Genomic DNA, 16,945 nt, shown 5'->3' with positions numbered 1-16,945 from the left:
AAATTGTGTCAGCAAAGTTGACATCAATTATAAAATTTCCGCACAAGCATGTGCCAAAGCAATTCGGACATGGGCATAGGATAACCCACCTTGTAAATACAAGGCGTAAGGCGGACGCAATGGACCATCAGCGGACAGTTCAATGGTGGACCCCTGTACAAAAGTTCCGGCGGCCATAATAATCGGATCCACATATCCATCCATCATACTGGGTTCAGGGGTGACAAATGAATCCACTGGTGAGTATTTTTGAATAGCGCGGGCAAATTGCACCATTTTTTCCGGGCTACCCAACAAAATCGTTTGAATTAAATCCGTTCGGGGTTCATCCCATTGCGGGGTCACTTGAAACCCTAACTGTGTTAATAAGGCGGCAGCAAAAATGGCTCCTTTAATCGCATTTCCTGTTACCTGAGGCGCTAAAAATAATCCTTCAATCATTGCCCGTAAATTACTACCAGTAGCTCCGCCATCGCTGCCAATTCCCGGAGCTGTCAAATGAATCGCGGCGCGTTCAATTAAATCTTGCCTGCCGACCAGATAACCGCCAGTTAAAGCTAATCCGGCACCTGCATTTTTAATTAAGGAACCTCCCATGAGGTCGGCACCCACTTCCGTCGGTTCTTGGGTCTCCGCAAATTCACCGTAACAATTATCAACAAACACAATCACGTTAGGAAGGATCTGGCGGACAAAAGCAATTAACTGTGCAATTTGCTGGACCGTAAAACTGGGACGGGGATCATATCCACGGGAACGTTGAATGGCGACCACATCAGGAGCAAATTCTTGAAGAGTTGCCGTTAAATGGTCAAAATCCACTGTTCCTGCATCTGTTAGGGGTTGATAACGAAACTTGACTCCATATTCTTTCAAGGAGCCGCGGCCATCACCCGCAATGCCAATCACCTGCTGCATGGTATCATAGGGTTTGCCTGTTAAATATAATAATTTTTGACCTGGGAGCAAACAGCCAAATAAGCCCACAGCTAAAGTATGTGTTCCGGAAACAAATTGGGGGCGGACTAAGGCTGCTTCGGCTTTAAAAATTTGGGCATACATTGCGTCCAGTACTTCTCTTCCCAAATCATTATTACCATAGCCAGTTGTCCCATTTAAGTGCGTTTCAGCTAATTGCTGATCTTGAAACGCCTGTAAGACCTTGGCTTGATTGTCATCAATTCGTTGATCAATGATCGCCAATTGTGGTTGAATTTGTTGATCTACTTGCGGAATCAAGTCTTGTAATCGTTGTGGTAAAGTTGTGATCCAATTCATATCAATGCCTCCAAAATTTTTCGACAACGGCCCATAGCCGTTGTTCTTGTTGTGGTTGAGTTAATAAATCATACCAGTGCACCGTTAGTTGATGTCGAAAATAAGTCAATTGCCGTTTAGCAAATCGGCGCGAATTACGTTTAATTAAAGCAACAGCCTGTGCTTGCGAGCTTTGATGTTCAAAATAAGGAAACCATTCTTTATAACCAATAGCCTGACAAGCTTGTGGTGCTTGCGCCCGTCGTTCATAAAGCCACTGTGCTTCTTGGAGCAAACCAGCTTGCACCATTTGATCGACCCGCTGATTAATTCGTTGATATAAGAGCGAACGTGGAGTCGTTAATCCTAAAACTAAAAATCGCGTAGAACTGGGACTTTGAGGTTGTTCACTAAACTTGTGGCCGGAACTTAAGATGACTTCTAAAGCCCGCAGCAAACGCCGCTGATTGGTTGGAGGAATTTTGGCAGCCGCGACTGCATCCAGCTGTGCTAGTTGGTGCCATAATCTTTGGGGACCTTGCGGTTGTTGATATTGCTTGCGCAGTTGCGTACGTAGCGATCCCGCATTCTTTTGTTGGGGATCGTCACCTAAAGGCAAGTTGTCAATTAAGGCTTTCAAATAAAAACCAGTTCCACCAACTATTAAAGGCAATTGTTGGCGGGCATTTAATTGTTCTATGAGTTGTTGTGCAGCTATTTGAAAATCACGGACAGTATATGGTTGATCTACATCACAGATATCAATGAGTCGATGTGGGATCCCCTGCTGCTGCTGCGGTAAAATTTTGGCAGTGCCAATATTTAAGTGGCGATAAATTTGCATGGAATCACCGGAAATAACCGTTCCGCCAAAATATTGCGCTAAGCGGAGACTTAACGCCGTTTTCCCTACTGCTGTAGGTCCCAGTAAAACCACGGCCTTGAGCGTCATAAACTGAACTTCCTTTATTTTGAAATTTTGTTAGTTTTTAGTTGAAATTATAAAAATAATTATCGATAATGAGAATAAGAACTTCGAGGAGGTGTGTCTTAGTGACCAAAAAAGGAAATTTATTGGCTGGGATGGCTTTGGGCGCTTTAGCAACAGCTGGAGCAGTTGCTGGTTCAGTAATGGCTTATCACAAAAAAGTGATCCAGCCGCTTAATGATGAAGATGACCGCATTGCCACTAATCGTCGTAAAGCTAATCGCAAAGCGCATTCGGCTCATCAAAGCCCCATGCGTTAATCATAAGTATTTAACTAAAATTGATTATACTAAGGAAAAGGCTGAGACTCATAAAATATTGTCCCAGCCCTTTTTGTGATCCTTATAATTTAGTTGTTTTTTTGGTCTTACCTTTCCATTCATTAAAACCATGTTTGAGCCACTTGACATCTTGAAAGCCTTTTTTCTTAAGTCTGGCTGCAGCTCGAATACTTAAATTATCGCCTTCTTCATATAAATAAACCGGCAAATCAGGTCGCAATTGAGACAGCAGCATTTTCAATTGAGTATAGGGTAAATTACGTGCCCCTAGAATATGACCGGAATCAAAGTATTTTTTTTCACGTAAATCAATCAATTGGGCTTTGCGCATATTATGCTCAAAAGTCGAAGCATCTAATTCGCCTCCCAATTGCTTTGCCCGCCAGCGATAATATAGCCAAGCTAAACCATAATAAGCAACAAAAATTAAAATAACGATCAACAATGTATATACAAACGACAAAAAGTTCACCTCACGATTATTTATCTAGTACTAGTGAAGCAGCTCCAATAACTCCTGCTTCATTGCCTAAAGTGGCTAATGTTAATGTGGTAGTGTGTCCAATATCGGCAAAAGCATATTTTTCAAAAGCCTGTTGCACTCGATCTAATAAAAAGTCCCCTGCATTGGATACTCCCCCGCCGATCACAATATACTGCGGATTTAAAGTTACCCCAATAATGCTGAAGGCTAGGCCTAATTGATTGCAAACATGATTAACCACATGTAAAGCTAAAACATCATTTTGCTTAGCTAAATCAAAGACATCTTTGGCAGTAATATTCTGTCCATCGTCTAATAAAGCCTTCAGGGCGGAATCACCAGCATATTCTTGAGCCGCATCGCGTGCTACGTGAACAATGCCTGTAGCCGAAGCTACAGTTTCTAAACACCCTTGATTTCCACAAGTGCAACGGTAACCTGAGGGTTCAATGATCATATGGCCAATTTCACCAGCTGAGCCACCGTGACCATGAACAATTTGTCCATGAGTGATAATACCACCACCAACACCAGTGCCGAGCGTCACAAAAACCACATTGGCGGCATTATTTCCCGCACCTTGCCAACGTTCGCCTAAGGCTGCTACATTAGCATCATTTTCAACCAGCACGGGAATTTTCGTCGCTGCTTCTAATTGTTCTTTCACCGCTACTCGGTGATCCCAGCTTAAATTATAGGCACTAGTCACGCTACCGGTTTTGTAATCGACACTGCCTGGGGTCCCGATTCCAATTCCCAAAATTTGTTCTGCAGGTAACTGATACATTTCCAAGTGATGATTAATAGAACTTATAATATCCGGAATGATTTGATTGCCATTTTCTAACACATTGGTTTGGATACTCCAACGTTGCTGTACATTGCCTTGCAAATTAACAATGGCAAATTTAGTCGTCGTTCCCCCTAAATCCACGCCAATTAACTTTTTATCCATGAATTCGTTTTTGCCTCCGTTCTTCAATGGTGTGTTCATGTTGGAGAACCATTTTTGACGTAATAAAAATAGCTTGATCAATGACCCCTTCATGATATAAGCGATCGAGTTCGATAGCCATGAGTTCAATATCCCAGAGCCGTTGGCCCACATGAATAAAAATACCAAATTGTTTCAATACTTGTTGTACATCGTACAAAGTATGAATATTGGTTTCTCTCATATCCGCCGAACCCCTATCTGATATAAAGCAACCGCAATGATCACCAAAACTATAGTATTTATTATACGCCATCTAGTGGGGATCGCATCTAAAAATTGCTGCTTGGCTACTACAGTTCCTAACAAAAAACCAAAAATAGCACCGCCAATATGACCCCAAATATCAATTTGACCTAAAAATAAATCGAAAACCAAATTCAAAACGATTAAAACTAAAAATTGGCGTGACCATTGCCGCACAGCCGGATTATTTCGAAAAATTACTCCTAAAGCCACATACAAACCAAATAAGCCAAATAAAGAAGTACTTGCACCTGCCGATACACTTTGCAAGTTTCCTAAAGCAAAACTACAAAGATTACCGCCAACACCGCTCAGTAAATAGATTACTAAAAAGCGGCCACTACCATATAAAGGTTCTAAGCCCATTCCCAAAAAATAAAGCGTCAAAGAATTAATTAAAAGATGTTCCCAGCCAATGTGTACAAAAATGGGGCTCACTAACCGCCACCATTGTCCTTGTACAAGTAAGACATCTAACTTAGCCCCAGCCCGAATTAACGTATTGGAATTTAAACTGCCGCCATTCAGGGTTTCCCAAATAAAGACTAGGATTTGGATCAATAATAACAAAAATGTTGCCCAAGGTATGCGCCGTAATCGTTGCCAGATCATGCGTTAATCTCCTTTGTACTGGAAATGATTTCCGTAATCGGATAATCATAAGCCGCTTCCGGCCATGCCGCAGTGGCAAATAACATAACAGGTAAGACTAATACCACACTGTAAGTTTTGACTTGTGCTAAATAACGGTCATAAAAGCCGCCGCCAAATCCTAAACGTTTATGTGAATCAGCTGCCACAGCTAAACAGGGCACTACCGTTAAATCTGCCCCCTGAGTTAAAATGGGGCCCGTTTGCGGTTCCCAGACGCCAAACTTGGATCGCTGCCATTGCGTGGTCTCATTGATTTGTCGGAAAACCATTTGGTGATGAGGTAAGGTTTGCGGCAAAAACACATGTTTTTTCTGCTGTTGTGCGGTCTGGATAATTTTATGAGTGGGAATTTCTTGCGACATACTGTAAGTAATAGCTACCGTTTGAGCTTGTTGAAATTGGGGCAGCTGCAACAAGCGTGTTTCTAATTGCGCTATTTGTTCTGGTTTTTGTTGAATTTGGTTTGCAATCCGCGCTGTTTGCTGCGCGCGCATTTGTGGTTTAGTCAGCAATATAATCCCTTCGATTTTGACATTTTAGTTTTGATTAATAAAAAAACAACAGGAGCGAACCTGTTGTTTTACTTAGTTTCACGATGCACTGTCACTTTACGTTCCCGCGGACAATATTTTTTTAATTCCATCCGACTTGGATTATTGCGTTTATTTTTACTGGTTAAATAATTACGTTCATGGCATTCAGTGCATTCTAGTGTAATATTTACACGCATAATTAATAAACTCCTTTATTACATCATATACGACTTTTACATTCTATCATTATTCTTAATTTTTGACTAGAGTTATTTACTTTTGTCTTCTGTATCGCTATTACCAAAATAATCATTCAAAATATTTTTGACCAAGTTTAAATTATACTGGCCTTTTTCGCTGCTTAAATTCGGTAACACTACTGCCACAGCAATTTGAGGATCATCTGCCGGTGCATAAGCTACCATACTTAAAGTAATTGTTTGGGGAGGATTAGGATTATTAGGATTGTTGGGATCATAATAAAAGGACTGTGCAGTCCCCGTTTTCCCCGCAACCGTTTGTTTAATTTTAGCTAAGGGACGTGCGGTCGTCCAATCATTGCTACCATGAACCACATTATAAAATCCAGTTTTCACCACATTCAGTTGACTGGCAGTGCAGTCGATCCGATTTAACACTTGCGGTTGAGTTTCATTGAGTACCGCTCCGACAGAGCCGTCCCGATTGCTTTTTTGAATCGATTTCACAATATAAGGCCGCATCCGATAGCCGCCATTGGCGATTGTAGAAACATATTGACACATTTGCATCAAAGTATAAGCATCATAGTTCCCGTAAGCTTCATCCAAGGCTGAACCAGATTTCAAAGCGCCATTTTCCATTGTTGGTCCGGCAATTCCGGCCGATTCACCGGGCAGATCAATCCCCGTCTTCACACCTAGGCCAAAGAGGTTATAATTGGCCCGCATTTTTTGAAAAATATCCGGATCCATTTTGATATATTGATGCGGAATATATTTGGCGTGAGCTTCCCGCATTACTAAACGCATCATATAAATATTAGAGGAGACTTCCAAGGCTTGCTGCGCCGAAAGTGCCCCAAAAGTGCCCACGGGATAAACCGACTTTTTAATTGGCGTACTCGGTAAATAAATCGGCTCATCGGATTGCACACTATTTTCCGGAGTAATCGCGCCGGACATTAAGCCGCCCATAACGGTCGCTCCTTTAACTGCCGACCCCATCACAAAGGTACGATTCAAAACGCCTAAGGCATCATCTGAAGTCTTATTAGTTTGCGGATCATAATGCACTCCTGATAACGCTAAAAGCGCTCCGGTTTTGGGATTCATCGCTACCGCATAAGCTCCGTCCGAATACTGTGCTGCACCATTGGACTGGGCTGTAGCAAAAGTACTACGAACCGCCTGATCCACTTTTTTTTGAAATTCTGAATCAATGGTTAAATTCAGATTCGATCCTTGAGCACCTTTATATTTTTGTACTGAATCAATAAGCCGGTTATTGGAACCCACCGAAATTTGCGTTTGTGATTTACTACCTCGTAAAATCGGTTCATATTCTTGTTCTAAATAACTGGTACCAACCCGATCATTACGAGAATAGCCTTGCGCCAAAAATTCATTAATACGATCGTCCGGCAAACCTTGTTTTTCCGTCGAAACTTGGCCAATCACACTACTCATCGAATCGCCCATCGGATAGGATCGCTGCGAATCAATCCCGATTTGAACGCCCGGCAACTCCGCTTGATGCTCGCTAACTTCAGCTACTTCCTTCGCAGTGGCGTGATAATTTTTAATGTACACTGTGGAAAACTGATAAGCGGAACTCATTTTTTCAAAAATTGCCGCTGCTTGTTCTTGTTCGGGTGTTAAAGAAATTTTTAATTTCTTTTTCACATACTGAACTTCTCGATTGTAAATTTGCGAATCAGTTAAACTTTCCCTTTTTTCCGCACTGAGATTGTGCGTCACGAGTTGGGTAATTTTTTTATTTTGCTTGCTATCGGCCAAATAATAATCAATTTTATTTCGCGGGGTCAGATTATCCGTATCAACAGTGATATATTTTTGGAGACGATTAGCGATTTGATACATGTCAGCCGTTTTAACACCGGCGCTTTTAGTATAAGTAATTGCACTACTGGGCTCATTGCCGACAATTAAGCGTCCCTTAGAATCGTAAATTAATCCTCGCGGGACATTACCACTAATTACTGTGCGATCAGAACGTTCAACTTCCGCTTTAAATTTCGTAGCATTTAATAATTGTAAATACGCCAGTTGCCCAATTAATAAAGCAAATAAACAAAAGACCAAGAATAATAAGAGATTAAGACGAAAAGGTAACAGGGATTTGGTCGTTTTGGATTTATTGAATCGTTGCAATAATTTCACAATAGAATCTCCTCAGGATAAATTACCTAGCCATTATAACAAAAAAAGGCGGGGCACGAAATTGTACTTCCGTGCCCTCCCCCTTTAATATTGAGCCTGTTAGTCTTCCGAAAAATTGTATATGGGACTATCTGTTTGTTCATCGTATTCAATTGCTAAATTTAAGCCCTCAAAAAACCAAACATCTTCATCATCGTAATAATAGGAAATACCATTATACTGAACTTGGTAATATGGTTGTTGCGGTTTGGATTTAATAAAAGCTAAGGAAAATCCCTCATGAACGTTGGTTTTTCCGTAGACTTTACCATAAAAATGAATCCCGTCTCCCGGGACAAGTTCTAAATTGTCTTGATACCATTTTTGCGCTTGCGGACTTATTGTGATCGCCATAAACTTCACCTCACCTTAGGATACCTCAGATCAGTATGGAAAGCGAATTTTATTCATTAGTAACGTTAATGATTTTGACGTCAAACGATCCTCCTGGAGTAGTAATGGAAACGGTCTCTCCAACTTTTTTACCTAATAAAGACTGAGCAATCGGTGAGTCATTGCTGATTTTACCACTAGTTGGATCGGATTCAGCGGCCCCAACGATTTGATAGGTTTCCGGTTCTTCATCAGCTTCTTGAAAGGTAACTTTTTTACCCACCGAAACTTCGTTGGAATCCACTTCTGTGACATCTACCACATCGGCATACTGCAGCATGGTCTGAATTTCCGAAATACGCGATTCTACTACACTTTGTTCATCTTTGGCAGAGGTATATTCCGAATTTTCTGACAAATCGCCGAAACCCCGGGCAATTTTAATTCGTTCAATAATTTCTGGGCGTTTTTTTAATTTTAAATTTTCTAATTCAGCTTCTAATTTTTGTTTTCCTTTAGCGGTCATCGGATATTTTTTATTAGCCACTAATTACACCTCATTTATTATCAGTTATTCTTATTTTATGCAATTTTGCCACTATTTACCAATCAAAAACTCACATTGAAAATGCTGGTTGCCTAGTTCTGAAAGGAAACCAACATCCCAATCCCACCGTTGCAAGCGCTGCGTTACTTCCAATTCCTAACTTTTCCATAAAGGCTCAACTTATATAAAAATAACAACGCGCACATTTTCCAATTGGCTTATTAACATCTGCTTCGCTATACTGCAATGCTTACAAATGATTCCAAAGACCAGCTGGAATAGCCTGTGCTTGAACATTTAATAACAAAAACTGGTCCAAAAATGTCTTATAAGCAGTAATTTACACAGAAATAAAGTTCTGCATACATCTTGCGTTATTCGAGTTTTCAGACACGAAGAACTAATTTATTTTCGCCAAAAAGGCCGACTTAAATGTCAGCCTTAGGTGCTTATTGCCCCATTTTAGAATTTTTTTGTAAATGTTGAGCATAGCTAGTTGAATATTTGACCTCACCGGTCTTCAAATTAGCCACAAAGTACAGATAGCCCTTATCGCGCTCTAGAGGATTCAATACTGCCTGGACAGAATTCAGACTAGGCGAATTAAATGGTCCCGGACCAAAGCCAGTATTTTTATACAAGTTATATGGTGATTTTACCGCAGTATCTTTATTAGTCAAACTATGTTTATGCTTATTTAAAGCGTACATAACGGAAATATCGGACTGTAACGGCATATGAGCATCAATTCGATTGTAAAAAACTCCGGAGATTTTACGCCGATCATTTTGGGTGACTCCTTCGCGCTCAATGAGCGATGCTAAAGTGAGACATTGCTGAACGGTCAATTTTTTTTCTTTGATCTGATCATAATAGGGCAACAATTCCTGATTGGTTTTGGCGACCATTTCTATTACCAATTTTTTCAACGACATGCCCCGATAATAGGGGTAAGTCGCCGGAAATAAATAACCTTCCAAATGATACCGGACATCTTGTGAATCTAAAGATGAGTTCAACAATTGCGGATATTTACGTTGCAATTGCCGCATAAAAGTTTGGTCTTTCATCAGTGTTAAAAATTGTTTTTTACTAAAACTAGTCCGCTGAGCGATGACAGTTCCAATTTGATCTACAGTTACTCCTTCACGTATCAAGACATTGCGGTTGGGATCCCCAATAGGTTCCGAGCTGCCACCCTTTTGCAGCCGTGCCACAATCTGGGTTAATGTCATGGAAGGTTTAAACGTATAGTATCCCGCTTGAAAATCTGTATAATTATGCGACTTAACATAATAATTAAAGACAGTAGCACTGCGGATAACTTTTTTCTCTTGTAATTTCGACGCAATTTGTTTATTAGAAGAACCGATTGGAATCTTTACTTCGACTTCTTGATGATCGGAGCGATCAAAAGGTTGCAAAGATTCTTGTACAAAATTATATCCTAGGACTCCCAGAATCAATAATAAAATCACTAAGATCCCGACAATCCAGTAGGCAATATGATTAGCAACTTTTTGTTCCTGCTGAAAACTTTGTTTTTTGTTTTGGATCTGCCGTTTCAAATCAGATTCTGGCTCATGTTTTTTGTCAGAATTAGCCACAATAGTTCCTCCAAATATTAATCTCGATGATTAATTATACACAACTTTTTGGCTTTTAGTTGATTTTTAACGAATTTTTGCTGCTAATTGCGCCGTTAAGGCCGTTTGAATAGCGGCTAAATGTTGGTTAACTACGGTATCGGTCAGGGTCGCTTGCGGATCTTGAAAAGTTAAGCGGTAAGCCAAAGATTTTTCTCCGGCGGCAATATTTTCTCCGGCGTAAACATCAAATAATTGAATTTGTGTTAAATATGGACCCGCGTTGGTTTGAATTACTTGCTCCACAGCGGCATTTGTCACGTGCTTAGCGACTTCAATGGCGATATCTCGTGTGACCGCCGGGTATTTAGGTGCCGGATGATCAATTTGACTACGTTTTGGTAACTGCCAAATTTTTTCTAAGTTAAGTTGGAACACAAAAGTCGCAGGCAAATTTAACTGGTGGGCATAATGCGGATGTAATTTACCCAGAAAACCGACAATTTGTTGATCAACTTGAATCCAAGCACTTTGACCTGGATGTAATTGAGCTAATTGATCTGTTGCCACAAAACTAATGTCCGCTTGCTTATTAAAGGATGATAATAAAGCTTCCACATCTCCTTTGAGATCATAAAAATCAATCATTCGTGACGCTTGCTGCCAATTGGACTGTGCCACTTGGCCGGTCTTGACCCCTGCAATCATCTCAATTTCTTGCGGACGGGCATCTTGAGCGTGTACTTTTTGAAAAACTCGACCTTGTTCAAACAGCGCCAGATCTGTTTGTTTGCGGGCAATATTGTACACTAAATCATTTAAAAGTCCGCTAACTAAATTTTGCCGTAAAAATTCATGATCCTGAGTCATCGGCCAAGCTAACTGCACCGCCGTAGTTTCTGCATCGGTAAAAGCTTGTGCCTGAGTTTGATTTAATAGCGCATAACTAATGGCCTCATCATAACCCAGTGCGCGCATTGTGGCTTGGGCCGCTTTATAAAACTGCTGTTGTGGTTCCCAATGTCCCGGAGTTTGTGCCTCCACTGGTAAAGTGCTCGGCAGTTTGTCAAAACCATAAATCCGCACTACTTCTTCAATTAAGTCGGCATCTAAACTAATATCCCAGCGACGTAGTGGGACTTCAACCACTAATTGCTCACCTTGGCTAGTAACCTTAAAGCCCAAACGTTTAAAAATCGCAATCACTTCGGCTTGTGTAATCTGGGTTCCCAAAACATGATTAATCCGTGCAGTAGTAATTTTTATTTTGGGTAATTCCAGTGGACATTGGGCGCCAATAATTTGATCTTTTAAAACCGTTCCTTCACCCAGCTGGGTTAACAATTGGGCGGCCATATCTAAGGCTTCGGGCGTGGCCGACAAATCCAGACCCTTTTCGTGCCGAATCGAGGCTTCCGTCCGCAAGTTATGCCGCTGGGCTGTTTTGCGGACGTGTACCGGGTCAAAATAGGCTGCCTCCAGTACCACTGTGTGTGTGGTATCTGAAATTTTAGTGAAATTACCACCCATTATGCCCCCTAGTGCTACGGCTTGCTGCTCATCGGCAATCACGATATCTTGATCTGTTAATTCGTAATCTTGACCATTCAAGCCTTGGAAAGCTTCCTGGGGTTTGGCTAACCGCACATTGATTTGCGAGCCAGCCAATTTATCATAATCAAATGCATGTAAGGGTTGGCCGTAATCTAACATGATATAGTTTGTAATATCTACAATGTTATTAATGGGGCGGATCCCATTATTCCATAAATGAATTTGTAACCATAATGGACTCGGTTTGACCTGAACATTCTTCACTACCCGGGTACGATAAATAGGTATTAACTGTTGATCAGCCACGTTCACTTTCAAAACATCTTGAGCTGGCTGGGCAGCTTCAGTTAACTGCGGATGTTGAAAATGCGGCTGTTCATCATACATCGCGGCCACTTCCCAAGCGGTACCGCGCATGCCTAAAGTATCCGCGCGATTGGGCGTAATATCAAAATCTAAAATAGTATCGTCCATCCCTAAATAGCCATACACATCATCACCTAAGGAAACCGTTACTTCGTCAGGAAAAACGTAAATTCCATTTTTAAATTCTTCCGGCACAACCGTCTCATCAAACCCAATTTCTTGCAGCGAACAAATCATTCCTTGAGATTCTTCACCGCGCATTTTGCTGCGTTTAATTTTTTGATTATTGGCAATGCGCGCGCCCGGCAAGGCTACGATGACTTTTTGACCTGCGGCTACATTGGGGGCCCCACAAATAATTTGCAAAGGTTCATCGGTGCCCACGTCTACTTGACAAATATTTAGATGATCAGAATTGGGATGAGCTGTTAGTTTAGTTATTTGACCAACTACAAGTTTTTTTAAGCCGGCAGCCGGTTGGATGATTTCATCGACTTCAATACCAGTTACAGATTCTCGTTGCGCTAATTCAACGGGTGTTTCCGGCAAATTGACATATTGCGCTAACCATTTTGTTGAAATTTTCATTTAACTATTCCCCCTGAAATTGTTCTAAGAAACGGACATCATTAGCGTATAATTCGCGAATATCATTAATCCCGTATTTGAGCATCGCAAAACGATCCGGTCCTAACCCAAATGCAAAACCACCATAGACTTGCGGATCAATTCCACAGTTTACTAAAACATTGGGATGCACCATACCAGCGCCCAAAACTTCGATCCAACCAGTATACTTACAAATGCGACAGCCTTGACCACCGCAGGCAAAGCAAGATACATCGACTTCTACTGAGGGTTCCGTAAATGGAAAATAACTAGGGCGTAAACGAATTTGTCGTTCTTGGCCGAAAACATGCCGCGCAACCAGTTCCAGAGTTCCTTTCAAATCAGCCATGGTAATATGTTGATCAATAACTAAGCCTTCAATTTGATTGAATTGATGTGAATGCGTAGCATCATCTGTATCCCGACGATAAACTTTACCCGGACTAATCATTTTTAAGGGACCTTGACTAAAATCGTATTGTTCCATGACGCGAGCTTGCATCGGTGATGTTTGGGTCCGGAGTAAAATCTCATTAGTAATATAAAAAGTATCCTGCATATCCCGCGCGGGATGATCTTTAGGTAGATTCATCATTTCAAAGTTGTAATGATCTTCTTCCACTTCCGGACCAGGAATCACTTGATAGCCTAAACTTATAAATAAATGTTCGATATCGTCCATTACTTGCGTAATGACATGGGCTGTCCCTAAAGCACGTGGACGCCCCGGTAAAGTGACGTCAATAGTTTCTTGAGCTAATTGCACCGCTAATTGTTTTTGATTTAATTGATCCTTAGTTTGCGTAATTGCAGTTTGTAAATCATCACGGACGGTATTTGCTAAAGCCCCGATTTGTGGCCGTTGTTCGGCAGTGACCGTCTTCATTTGCCGTAAAGCTTGATTGATAGGCCCTTTTTTCCCCAGATATTTAATTCGAATTTGGTTGAGCTCCTCTAGATTGGCGGCTGCTTTTATTTGCTCTAAGCCTTGTTGCCGCAGCTCATTTAATGTTTGTTTTAAATCCATAATTACCTCCTAGTTTATCCGCCTAGAAAAATAAAAAAAGCCCCGTCCCCTCAGGGACGAAGCTCGCGGTACCACCCTCGTTTGCCAAAAAGAAAACACTTTGACACACTTGTTTGTCGTCTAACGCCGACACACGTTTTCAACTCCAGAATGAATTCATACAAGATTTAATCAGCTGCTCTCACCTTACCAACTGTCCCTGTTAATAAATCAAACGTATTACTACTTTCCTTCAAAGTCGTTGTTTTCAGTTTAAAACTTTTGAAATTAAAATTCAATTAATTTTTTTGAGTAAGAACTTATTTTTCCAAGCGGTGAATTTGGGGGCTATTGCTTCTTGAATTGCACATTCGTCATCTACCAAATTAACTACAATACTCTCCCAATAGCGGGGAATTTCGGTGGTGGCGCCAAACATATGCTTCACAATAATATCGGCCTCCATGGGACTCAAAGATGTCAAAGCCGCCGCGTTTTTCAAAGCTAGATGCGCATGTAAATAAGCATGCGTGCGAAAATTTAACTGTTGTGGATCCCAATCATAATAGAATAAATCATGTAAGAGCCCGCCCCGAGCTAAGGCCCGCGTATTTAAGTGTAGTTTTCGACCGATTAAATAACTCCGATAAGAAACCCGCACTGAATGATCAAATCGATTGGAATAGTGATGCTGGCGAATAGTTTTTAAGCGTTGAATCTCTGGTGTAACTAATAAATCATTGACCATGAGTAAATAATTGGTATCTTTTTTCCAGTCTGGTATTGAACCCATTTTATCCCTCGATTCTCTTGCAAAAACCAGCGATCAATAATACTTTATCGTAAACTAAACATCAAAACTCCGGCGGCTACGGCGACATTTAATGATTCCGCTTGACCTGATAACGGAATATATATATTTTGGTCAGTCATTGCCGTGAGCGTGGAATTTAAGCCATGGGCTTCATTACCCATGATCAGCGCCCAGTTGGCCTGAGGAGCAATTTGTTGATAAGATATTGCCTGACGATCCACCAAAGTTCCCCAAACAGGTATTTTTTGCTGTTGCATTTGAGTAACTACTGGAAGCAAATCCGCCGTGAACACAGGTAGGTGGAATTGACTGCCTTGCATCGCTCGTTGAACTTTAGATTGATAGACATCCACACTATCGGAACTCAAAACTACACCCTTTAAACCAGCCGCATCTGCGGTACGAACCATGGTCCCCACATTCCCGGGATCTTGAACCTGATCTAATAACAGCCACTGACCCGACCAAGAAGTAGGCAGCGCTGGTTTGACTAAATTGGTTACAGCAAAGATACCTTGCGGCGTGATTGTTTCAGCTAAAGATTGCGCCACTTCCGGGGTAATCAGGGTGGTTTGATCGTGGTATTGTTTAATTAAATGATGGACATCATGATTGATAAAATCCTGCGTCACATACAATTGGCTCAACTCTACTTTTGCTGCAAGTGCCTCTTGTACTAAATGTTCGCCTTCTAATAAGTAGCGTTGATGTTGGCGTCGTCCTTTTTTAGTGTGTAATTTTTTAAGTTGTTTAATTTGTTCATTTTTGACTGAAGAAATAAATTGCATAAAGCCGTCCTCTAAATAATTATTTTAACAGATCTTTCAGTTTAAAGATACTTTCGGTTATAATGATATTATTGTGTAAATCTTAGTGAGGTGATCAGCCACTATGGAAAAACATTACAGTATTGATATTTATGGTTTAGTCCAAGGCGTTGGCTTTCGCTATTCTACTTTTAGATACGCAAAAAAATATGATATTGTAGGTAGCGTTCAAAACTGTCCTGACGGTCATGTGCATGTAGAAGCTCAAGGCTTAGCCCAGCCGTTAGAACAGTTCATCCACCACCTGCAAGAAGGACCTAATAGTTTTGCTCAGGTCCATCAATTTAAAATTTCAGAGCAACCTTTAGCGAACTATACTACCTTTACAGTTGCTTAGTTTGGAGAATAAGATGAAAAAACGTTTGAAACAAGTTTTAGGTATTATTCTGCTACTTACAGTAGTCCTGACGCTCTCAGCTTGTTCACAACATGGCTTTGGAGCGGCGAATAAGCCTCCCTCCGGTGGCCCCTATGGTTTTATTTTTAAATATTTAGGAGTACCGTTCCAGAATTTAATGTTATACACTTCCCGCACTATTGGAGGGGCTGAAAGTTATGCTTGGGGCATCATCATTATTTCCTTTGTAGTACGCTTATTATTATTACCTTTAAGTTTAATTCAGCAAAAAAAAGCTACCGTGCAACAGGAAAAATTAAAAGTCATTCAACCCCAAATGAAATTAATTCAGGAACACCAAAAGAAAGCTAAAACTCCTGAAGAACAAACAGCTATTAGTCAATTAATGATGAAAGTGTATTCCCAAAATAATATTAAATTAACTGGCGGCATTGGCTGTCTTCCGTTACTTTTGCAGTTACCAATCTTTGTGGCCATTTATCAGGCCGTGCAATATTCACCTGAAATCTCGCGCGCTACTTTCTGGGGAGCACCATTGGCCAAGCCCAATGTGATCATTGCCGTAATTGCGACAATTTTTTATGTGATTCAAGCTTGGATGCAGTCGCGGACTTTGCCAGCAGAACAAAAGCAGCAAATGCAAATGATGCTGTTAATGAATCCGGCGATTACCTTTTTTATTAGTATAACCTACTCCGCGGCTTTAGCGCTCTATTTCTTAATCGGGGGCATAATCATTGTGATTCAACAAGCCATTAATGATTATATTGTGACGCCACGGGTACGCCAACAAGTGGATGCTGATTTAAAAGTCCATCCGATTGTCACTGTGGTGACTGAAGATACTTTTAAGGATTTAGCTCAAAAATATCAAACCGCCCAATCGCCTACAGCCAACTCTCAAGTTGACAAACAACTAGCGCAACAACATCAGCGCAATCGCCAACGAAATGCTGGTAAACAACAACATCATTCATCGCATAAGTAAAAGCTCACTGCTAGCAGTGAGCTTTTTATTTGTAGTTTTTTAATAAGCAAGGCCCTTAGAAAAGCTAAGGATTTATCTCATTGGCCAAGGACTTGGACTA

19 protein-coding genes and 1 other annotated feature are annotated in these 16,945 nt (G+C 40.9%); of the genes, 3 read left to right on the top strand and 16 right to left on the bottom strand.

The window, feature by feature from the left end; genetic code table 11:
• Window positions 1–27: 27 nt before the first annotated feature.
• Together JG30_RS03095 and miaA are read right to left on the bottom strand one after the other, a co-directional pair.
• Window positions 28–1,278 (bottom strand): methionine gamma-lyase family protein, encoded by a 1,251-nt coding sequence (locus JG30_RS03095; RefSeq protein ID WP_046316069.1) that lies wholly within the window; start codon window positions 1,276–1,278, stop codon window positions 28–30.
• Between the two features lies 1 nt (window position 1,279).
• Entirely contained in the window at window positions 1,280–2,209 is a 930-nt protein-coding gene (gene miaA, locus JG30_RS03090) for a tRNA (adenosine(37)-N6)-dimethylallyltransferase MiaA (protein ID WP_046316067.1), read from the bottom strand.
• A 101-nt stretch (window positions 2,210–2,310) separates the two neighbouring features.
• On the opposite strand from miaA, the gene JG30_RS03085 reads away from it, so the two are divergent.
• Window positions 2,311–2,505 (top strand): DUF3042 family protein, encoded by a 195-nt coding sequence (locus JG30_RS03085; protein ID WP_052725175.1) that lies wholly within the window; start codon window positions 2,311–2,313, stop codon window positions 2,503–2,505.
• A gap of 82 nt (window positions 2,506–2,587) precedes the next feature.
• Here the strand turns inward: JG30_RS03085 and JG30_RS03080 are convergent, their stop codons facing one another.
• From JG30_RS03080 to JG30_RS03015, 14 genes are all read right to left on the bottom strand, one after another.
• The gene (locus JG30_RS03080; protein ID WP_046316065.1) at window positions 2,588–2,989 is read right to left on the bottom strand and encodes a rhodanese-like domain-containing protein; all 402 of its coding nucleotides are present in this window, start codon (window positions 2,987–2,989) and stop codon (window positions 2,588–2,590) included.
• Between the two features lie 16 nt (window positions 2,990–3,005).
• Window positions 3,006–3,965 carry an ROK family glucokinase gene (locus tag JG30_RS03075; protein ID WP_046316063.1) on the bottom strand — a complete coding sequence of 320 codons (960 nt, stop codon included), beginning with the start codon at window positions 3,963–3,965 and terminating at the stop codon, window positions 3,006–3,008.
• Entirely contained in the window at window positions 3,958–4,188 is a 231-nt protein-coding gene (locus tag JG30_RS03070; protein ID WP_232354628.1) for a YqgQ family protein, read from the bottom strand. Before JG30_RS03070 ends, JG30_RS03075 begins: the two co-directional genes overlap by 8 nt.
• Window positions 4,185–4,862 carry a rhomboid family intramembrane serine protease gene (locus JG30_RS03065; protein ID WP_046316062.1) on the bottom strand — a complete coding sequence of 226 codons (678 nt, stop codon included), beginning with the start codon at window positions 4,860–4,862 and terminating at the stop codon, window positions 4,185–4,187. The genes JG30_RS03070 and JG30_RS03065 overlap by 4 nt, the downstream gene beginning before the upstream one ends.
• A complete protein-coding gene (locus JG30_RS03060; RefSeq protein WP_046316060.1) occupies window positions 4,859–5,416 on the bottom strand; it encodes a 5-formyltetrahydrofolate cyclo-ligase in 558 nt (185 codons plus the stop codon). Before JG30_RS03060 ends, JG30_RS03065 begins: the two co-directional genes overlap by 4 nt.
• Before the next feature lie 68 nt (window positions 5,417–5,484).
• Entirely contained in the window at window positions 5,485–5,634 is a 150-nt protein-coding gene (gene rpmG / locus JG30_RS03055) for a 50S ribosomal protein L33 (protein WP_046316059.1), read from the bottom strand.
• Between the two features lie 72 nt (window positions 5,635–5,706).
• The gene (locus JG30_RS03050; protein ID WP_046316057.1) at window positions 5,707–7,818 is read right to left on the bottom strand and encodes a peptidoglycan D,D-transpeptidase FtsI family protein; all 2,112 of its coding nucleotides are present in this window, start codon (window positions 7,816–7,818) and stop codon (window positions 5,707–5,709) included.
• Between the two features lie 99 nt (window positions 7,819–7,917).
• Window positions 7,918–8,211, bottom strand: coding sequence for a HesB/YadR/YfhF family protein (locus JG30_RS03045; RefSeq protein WP_046316056.1), 294 nt, complete (start codon window positions 8,209–8,211; stop codon window positions 7,918–7,920).
• Between the two features lie 49 nt (window positions 8,212–8,260).
• On the bottom strand, window positions 8,261–8,737 hold the full coding sequence (greA, locus tag JG30_RS03040; RefSeq protein WP_143443878.1) for a transcription elongation factor GreA: 477 nt from the start codon (window positions 8,735–8,737) through the stop codon (window positions 8,261–8,263).
• A 449-nt stretch (window positions 8,738–9,186) separates the two neighbouring features.
• Window positions 9,187–10,344, bottom strand: coding sequence for an endolytic transglycosylase MltG (gene mltG / locus JG30_RS03035; RefSeq protein ID WP_052725174.1), 1,158 nt, complete (start codon window positions 10,342–10,344; stop codon window positions 9,187–9,189).
• A gap of 66 nt (window positions 10,345–10,410) precedes the next feature.
• Window positions 10,411–12,831 carry a phenylalanine--tRNA ligase subunit beta gene (gene pheT / locus JG30_RS03030; RefSeq protein WP_046316054.1) on the bottom strand — a complete coding sequence of 807 codons (2,421 nt, stop codon included), beginning with the start codon at window positions 12,829–12,831 and terminating at the stop codon, window positions 10,411–10,413.
• Window positions 12,832–12,835: 4 nt separating this feature from the next.
• Window positions 12,836–13,879, bottom strand: a complete 1,044-nt coding sequence (gene pheS / locus JG30_RS03025) for a phenylalanine--tRNA ligase subunit alpha (RefSeq protein ID WP_046316052.1) — start codon at window positions 13,877–13,879, stop codon at window positions 12,836–12,838.
• Between the two features lie 49 nt (window positions 13,880–13,928).
• Window positions 13,929–14,124: a binding site (T-box leader), on the bottom strand.
• 29 nt (window positions 14,125–14,153) lie between these two features.
• Entirely contained in the window at window positions 14,154–14,651 is a 498-nt protein-coding gene (locus JG30_RS03020) for an HD domain-containing protein (protein WP_046316050.1), read from the bottom strand.
• A gap of 44 nt (window positions 14,652–14,695) precedes the next feature.
• Complete coding sequence (locus JG30_RS03015) at window positions 14,696–15,460, bottom strand: TrmH family RNA methyltransferase (RefSeq protein WP_046316048.1); 765 nt, start codon at window positions 15,458–15,460, stop codon at window positions 14,696–14,698.
• Between the two features lie 103 nt (window positions 15,461–15,563).
• Here JG30_RS03015 and JG30_RS03010 point away from each other — a divergent pair, with 103 nt between their 5' ends.
• Window positions 15,564–15,836: an acylphosphatase gene (locus JG30_RS03010; RefSeq protein WP_046316046.1), complete on the top strand. Its 273-nt coding sequence runs from the start codon at window positions 15,564–15,566 to the stop codon at window positions 15,834–15,836.
• Window positions 15,837–15,849: 13 nt separating this feature from the next.
• Window positions 15,850–16,845, top strand: a complete 996-nt coding sequence (yidC, locus tag JG30_RS03005) for a membrane protein insertase YidC (RefSeq protein ID WP_046316044.1) — start codon at window positions 15,850–15,852, stop codon at window positions 16,843–16,845.
• Window positions 16,846–16,945 lie beyond the last annotated feature (100 nt).

This window comes from Bombilactobacillus mellifer, from assembly GCF_000970795.1.
Taxonomy (GTDB): Bacteria; Bacillota; Bacilli; order Lactobacillales; family Lactobacillaceae; genus Bombilactobacillus; species Bombilactobacillus mellifer.
This window is presented reverse-complemented; position numbering and strand designations above follow the sequence as displayed.

What these genes read in the sequence shown, in the direction of transcription:
- JG30_RS03075 (WP_046316063.1), bottom strand. Translation starts at nt 3,965, where the DNA reads ATGGATAAAAAGTTAATTGGCGTGGATTTAGGGGGAACGACGACTAAA.
- JG30_RS03065 (WP_046316062.1), bottom strand. Translation starts at nt 4,862, where the DNA reads ATGATCTGGCAACGATTACGGCGCATACCTTGGGCAACATTTTTGTTA.
- JG30_RS03045 (WP_046316056.1), bottom strand. Translation starts at nt 8,211, where the DNA reads ATGGCGATCACAATAAGTCCGCAAGCGCAAAAATGGTATCAAGACAAT.
- JG30_RS03020 (WP_046316050.1), bottom strand. Translation starts at nt 14,651, where the DNA reads ATGGGTTCAATACCAGACTGGAAAAAAGATACCAATTATTTACTCATG.
- yidC (WP_046316044.1), top strand. Translation starts at nt 15,850, where the DNA reads ATGAAAAAACGTTTGAAACAAGTTTTAGGTATTATTCTGCTACTTACA.
- JG30_RS03015 (WP_046316048.1), bottom strand. Translation starts at nt 15,460, where the DNA reads ATGCAATTTATTTCTTCAGTCAAAAATGAACAAATTAAACAACTTAAA.
- pheT (WP_046316054.1), bottom strand. Translation starts at nt 12,831, where the DNA reads ATGAAAATTTCAACAAAATGGTTAGCGCAATATGTCAATTTGCCGGAA.
- pheS (WP_046316052.1), bottom strand. Translation starts at nt 13,879, where the DNA reads ATGGATTTAAAACAAACATTAAATGAGCTGCGGCAACAAGGCTTAGAG.
- JG30_RS03095 (WP_046316069.1), bottom strand. Translation starts at nt 1,278, where the DNA reads ATGAATTGGATCACAACTTTACCACAACGATTACAAGACTTGATTCCG.
- JG30_RS03010 (WP_046316046.1), top strand. Translation starts at nt 15,564, where the DNA reads ATGGAAAAACATTACAGTATTGATATTTATGGTTTAGTCCAAGGCGTT.
- JG30_RS03070 (WP_232354628.1), bottom strand. Translation starts at nt 4,188, where the DNA reads ATGAGAGAAACCAATATTCATACTTTGTACGATGTACAACAAGTATTG.
- rpmG (WP_046316059.1), bottom strand. Translation starts at nt 5,634, where the DNA reads ATGCGTGTAAATATTACACTAGAATGCACTGAATGCCATGAACGTAAT.
- miaA (WP_046316067.1), bottom strand. Translation starts at nt 2,209, where the DNA reads ATGACGCTCAAGGCCGTGGTTTTACTGGGACCTACAGCAGTAGGGAAA.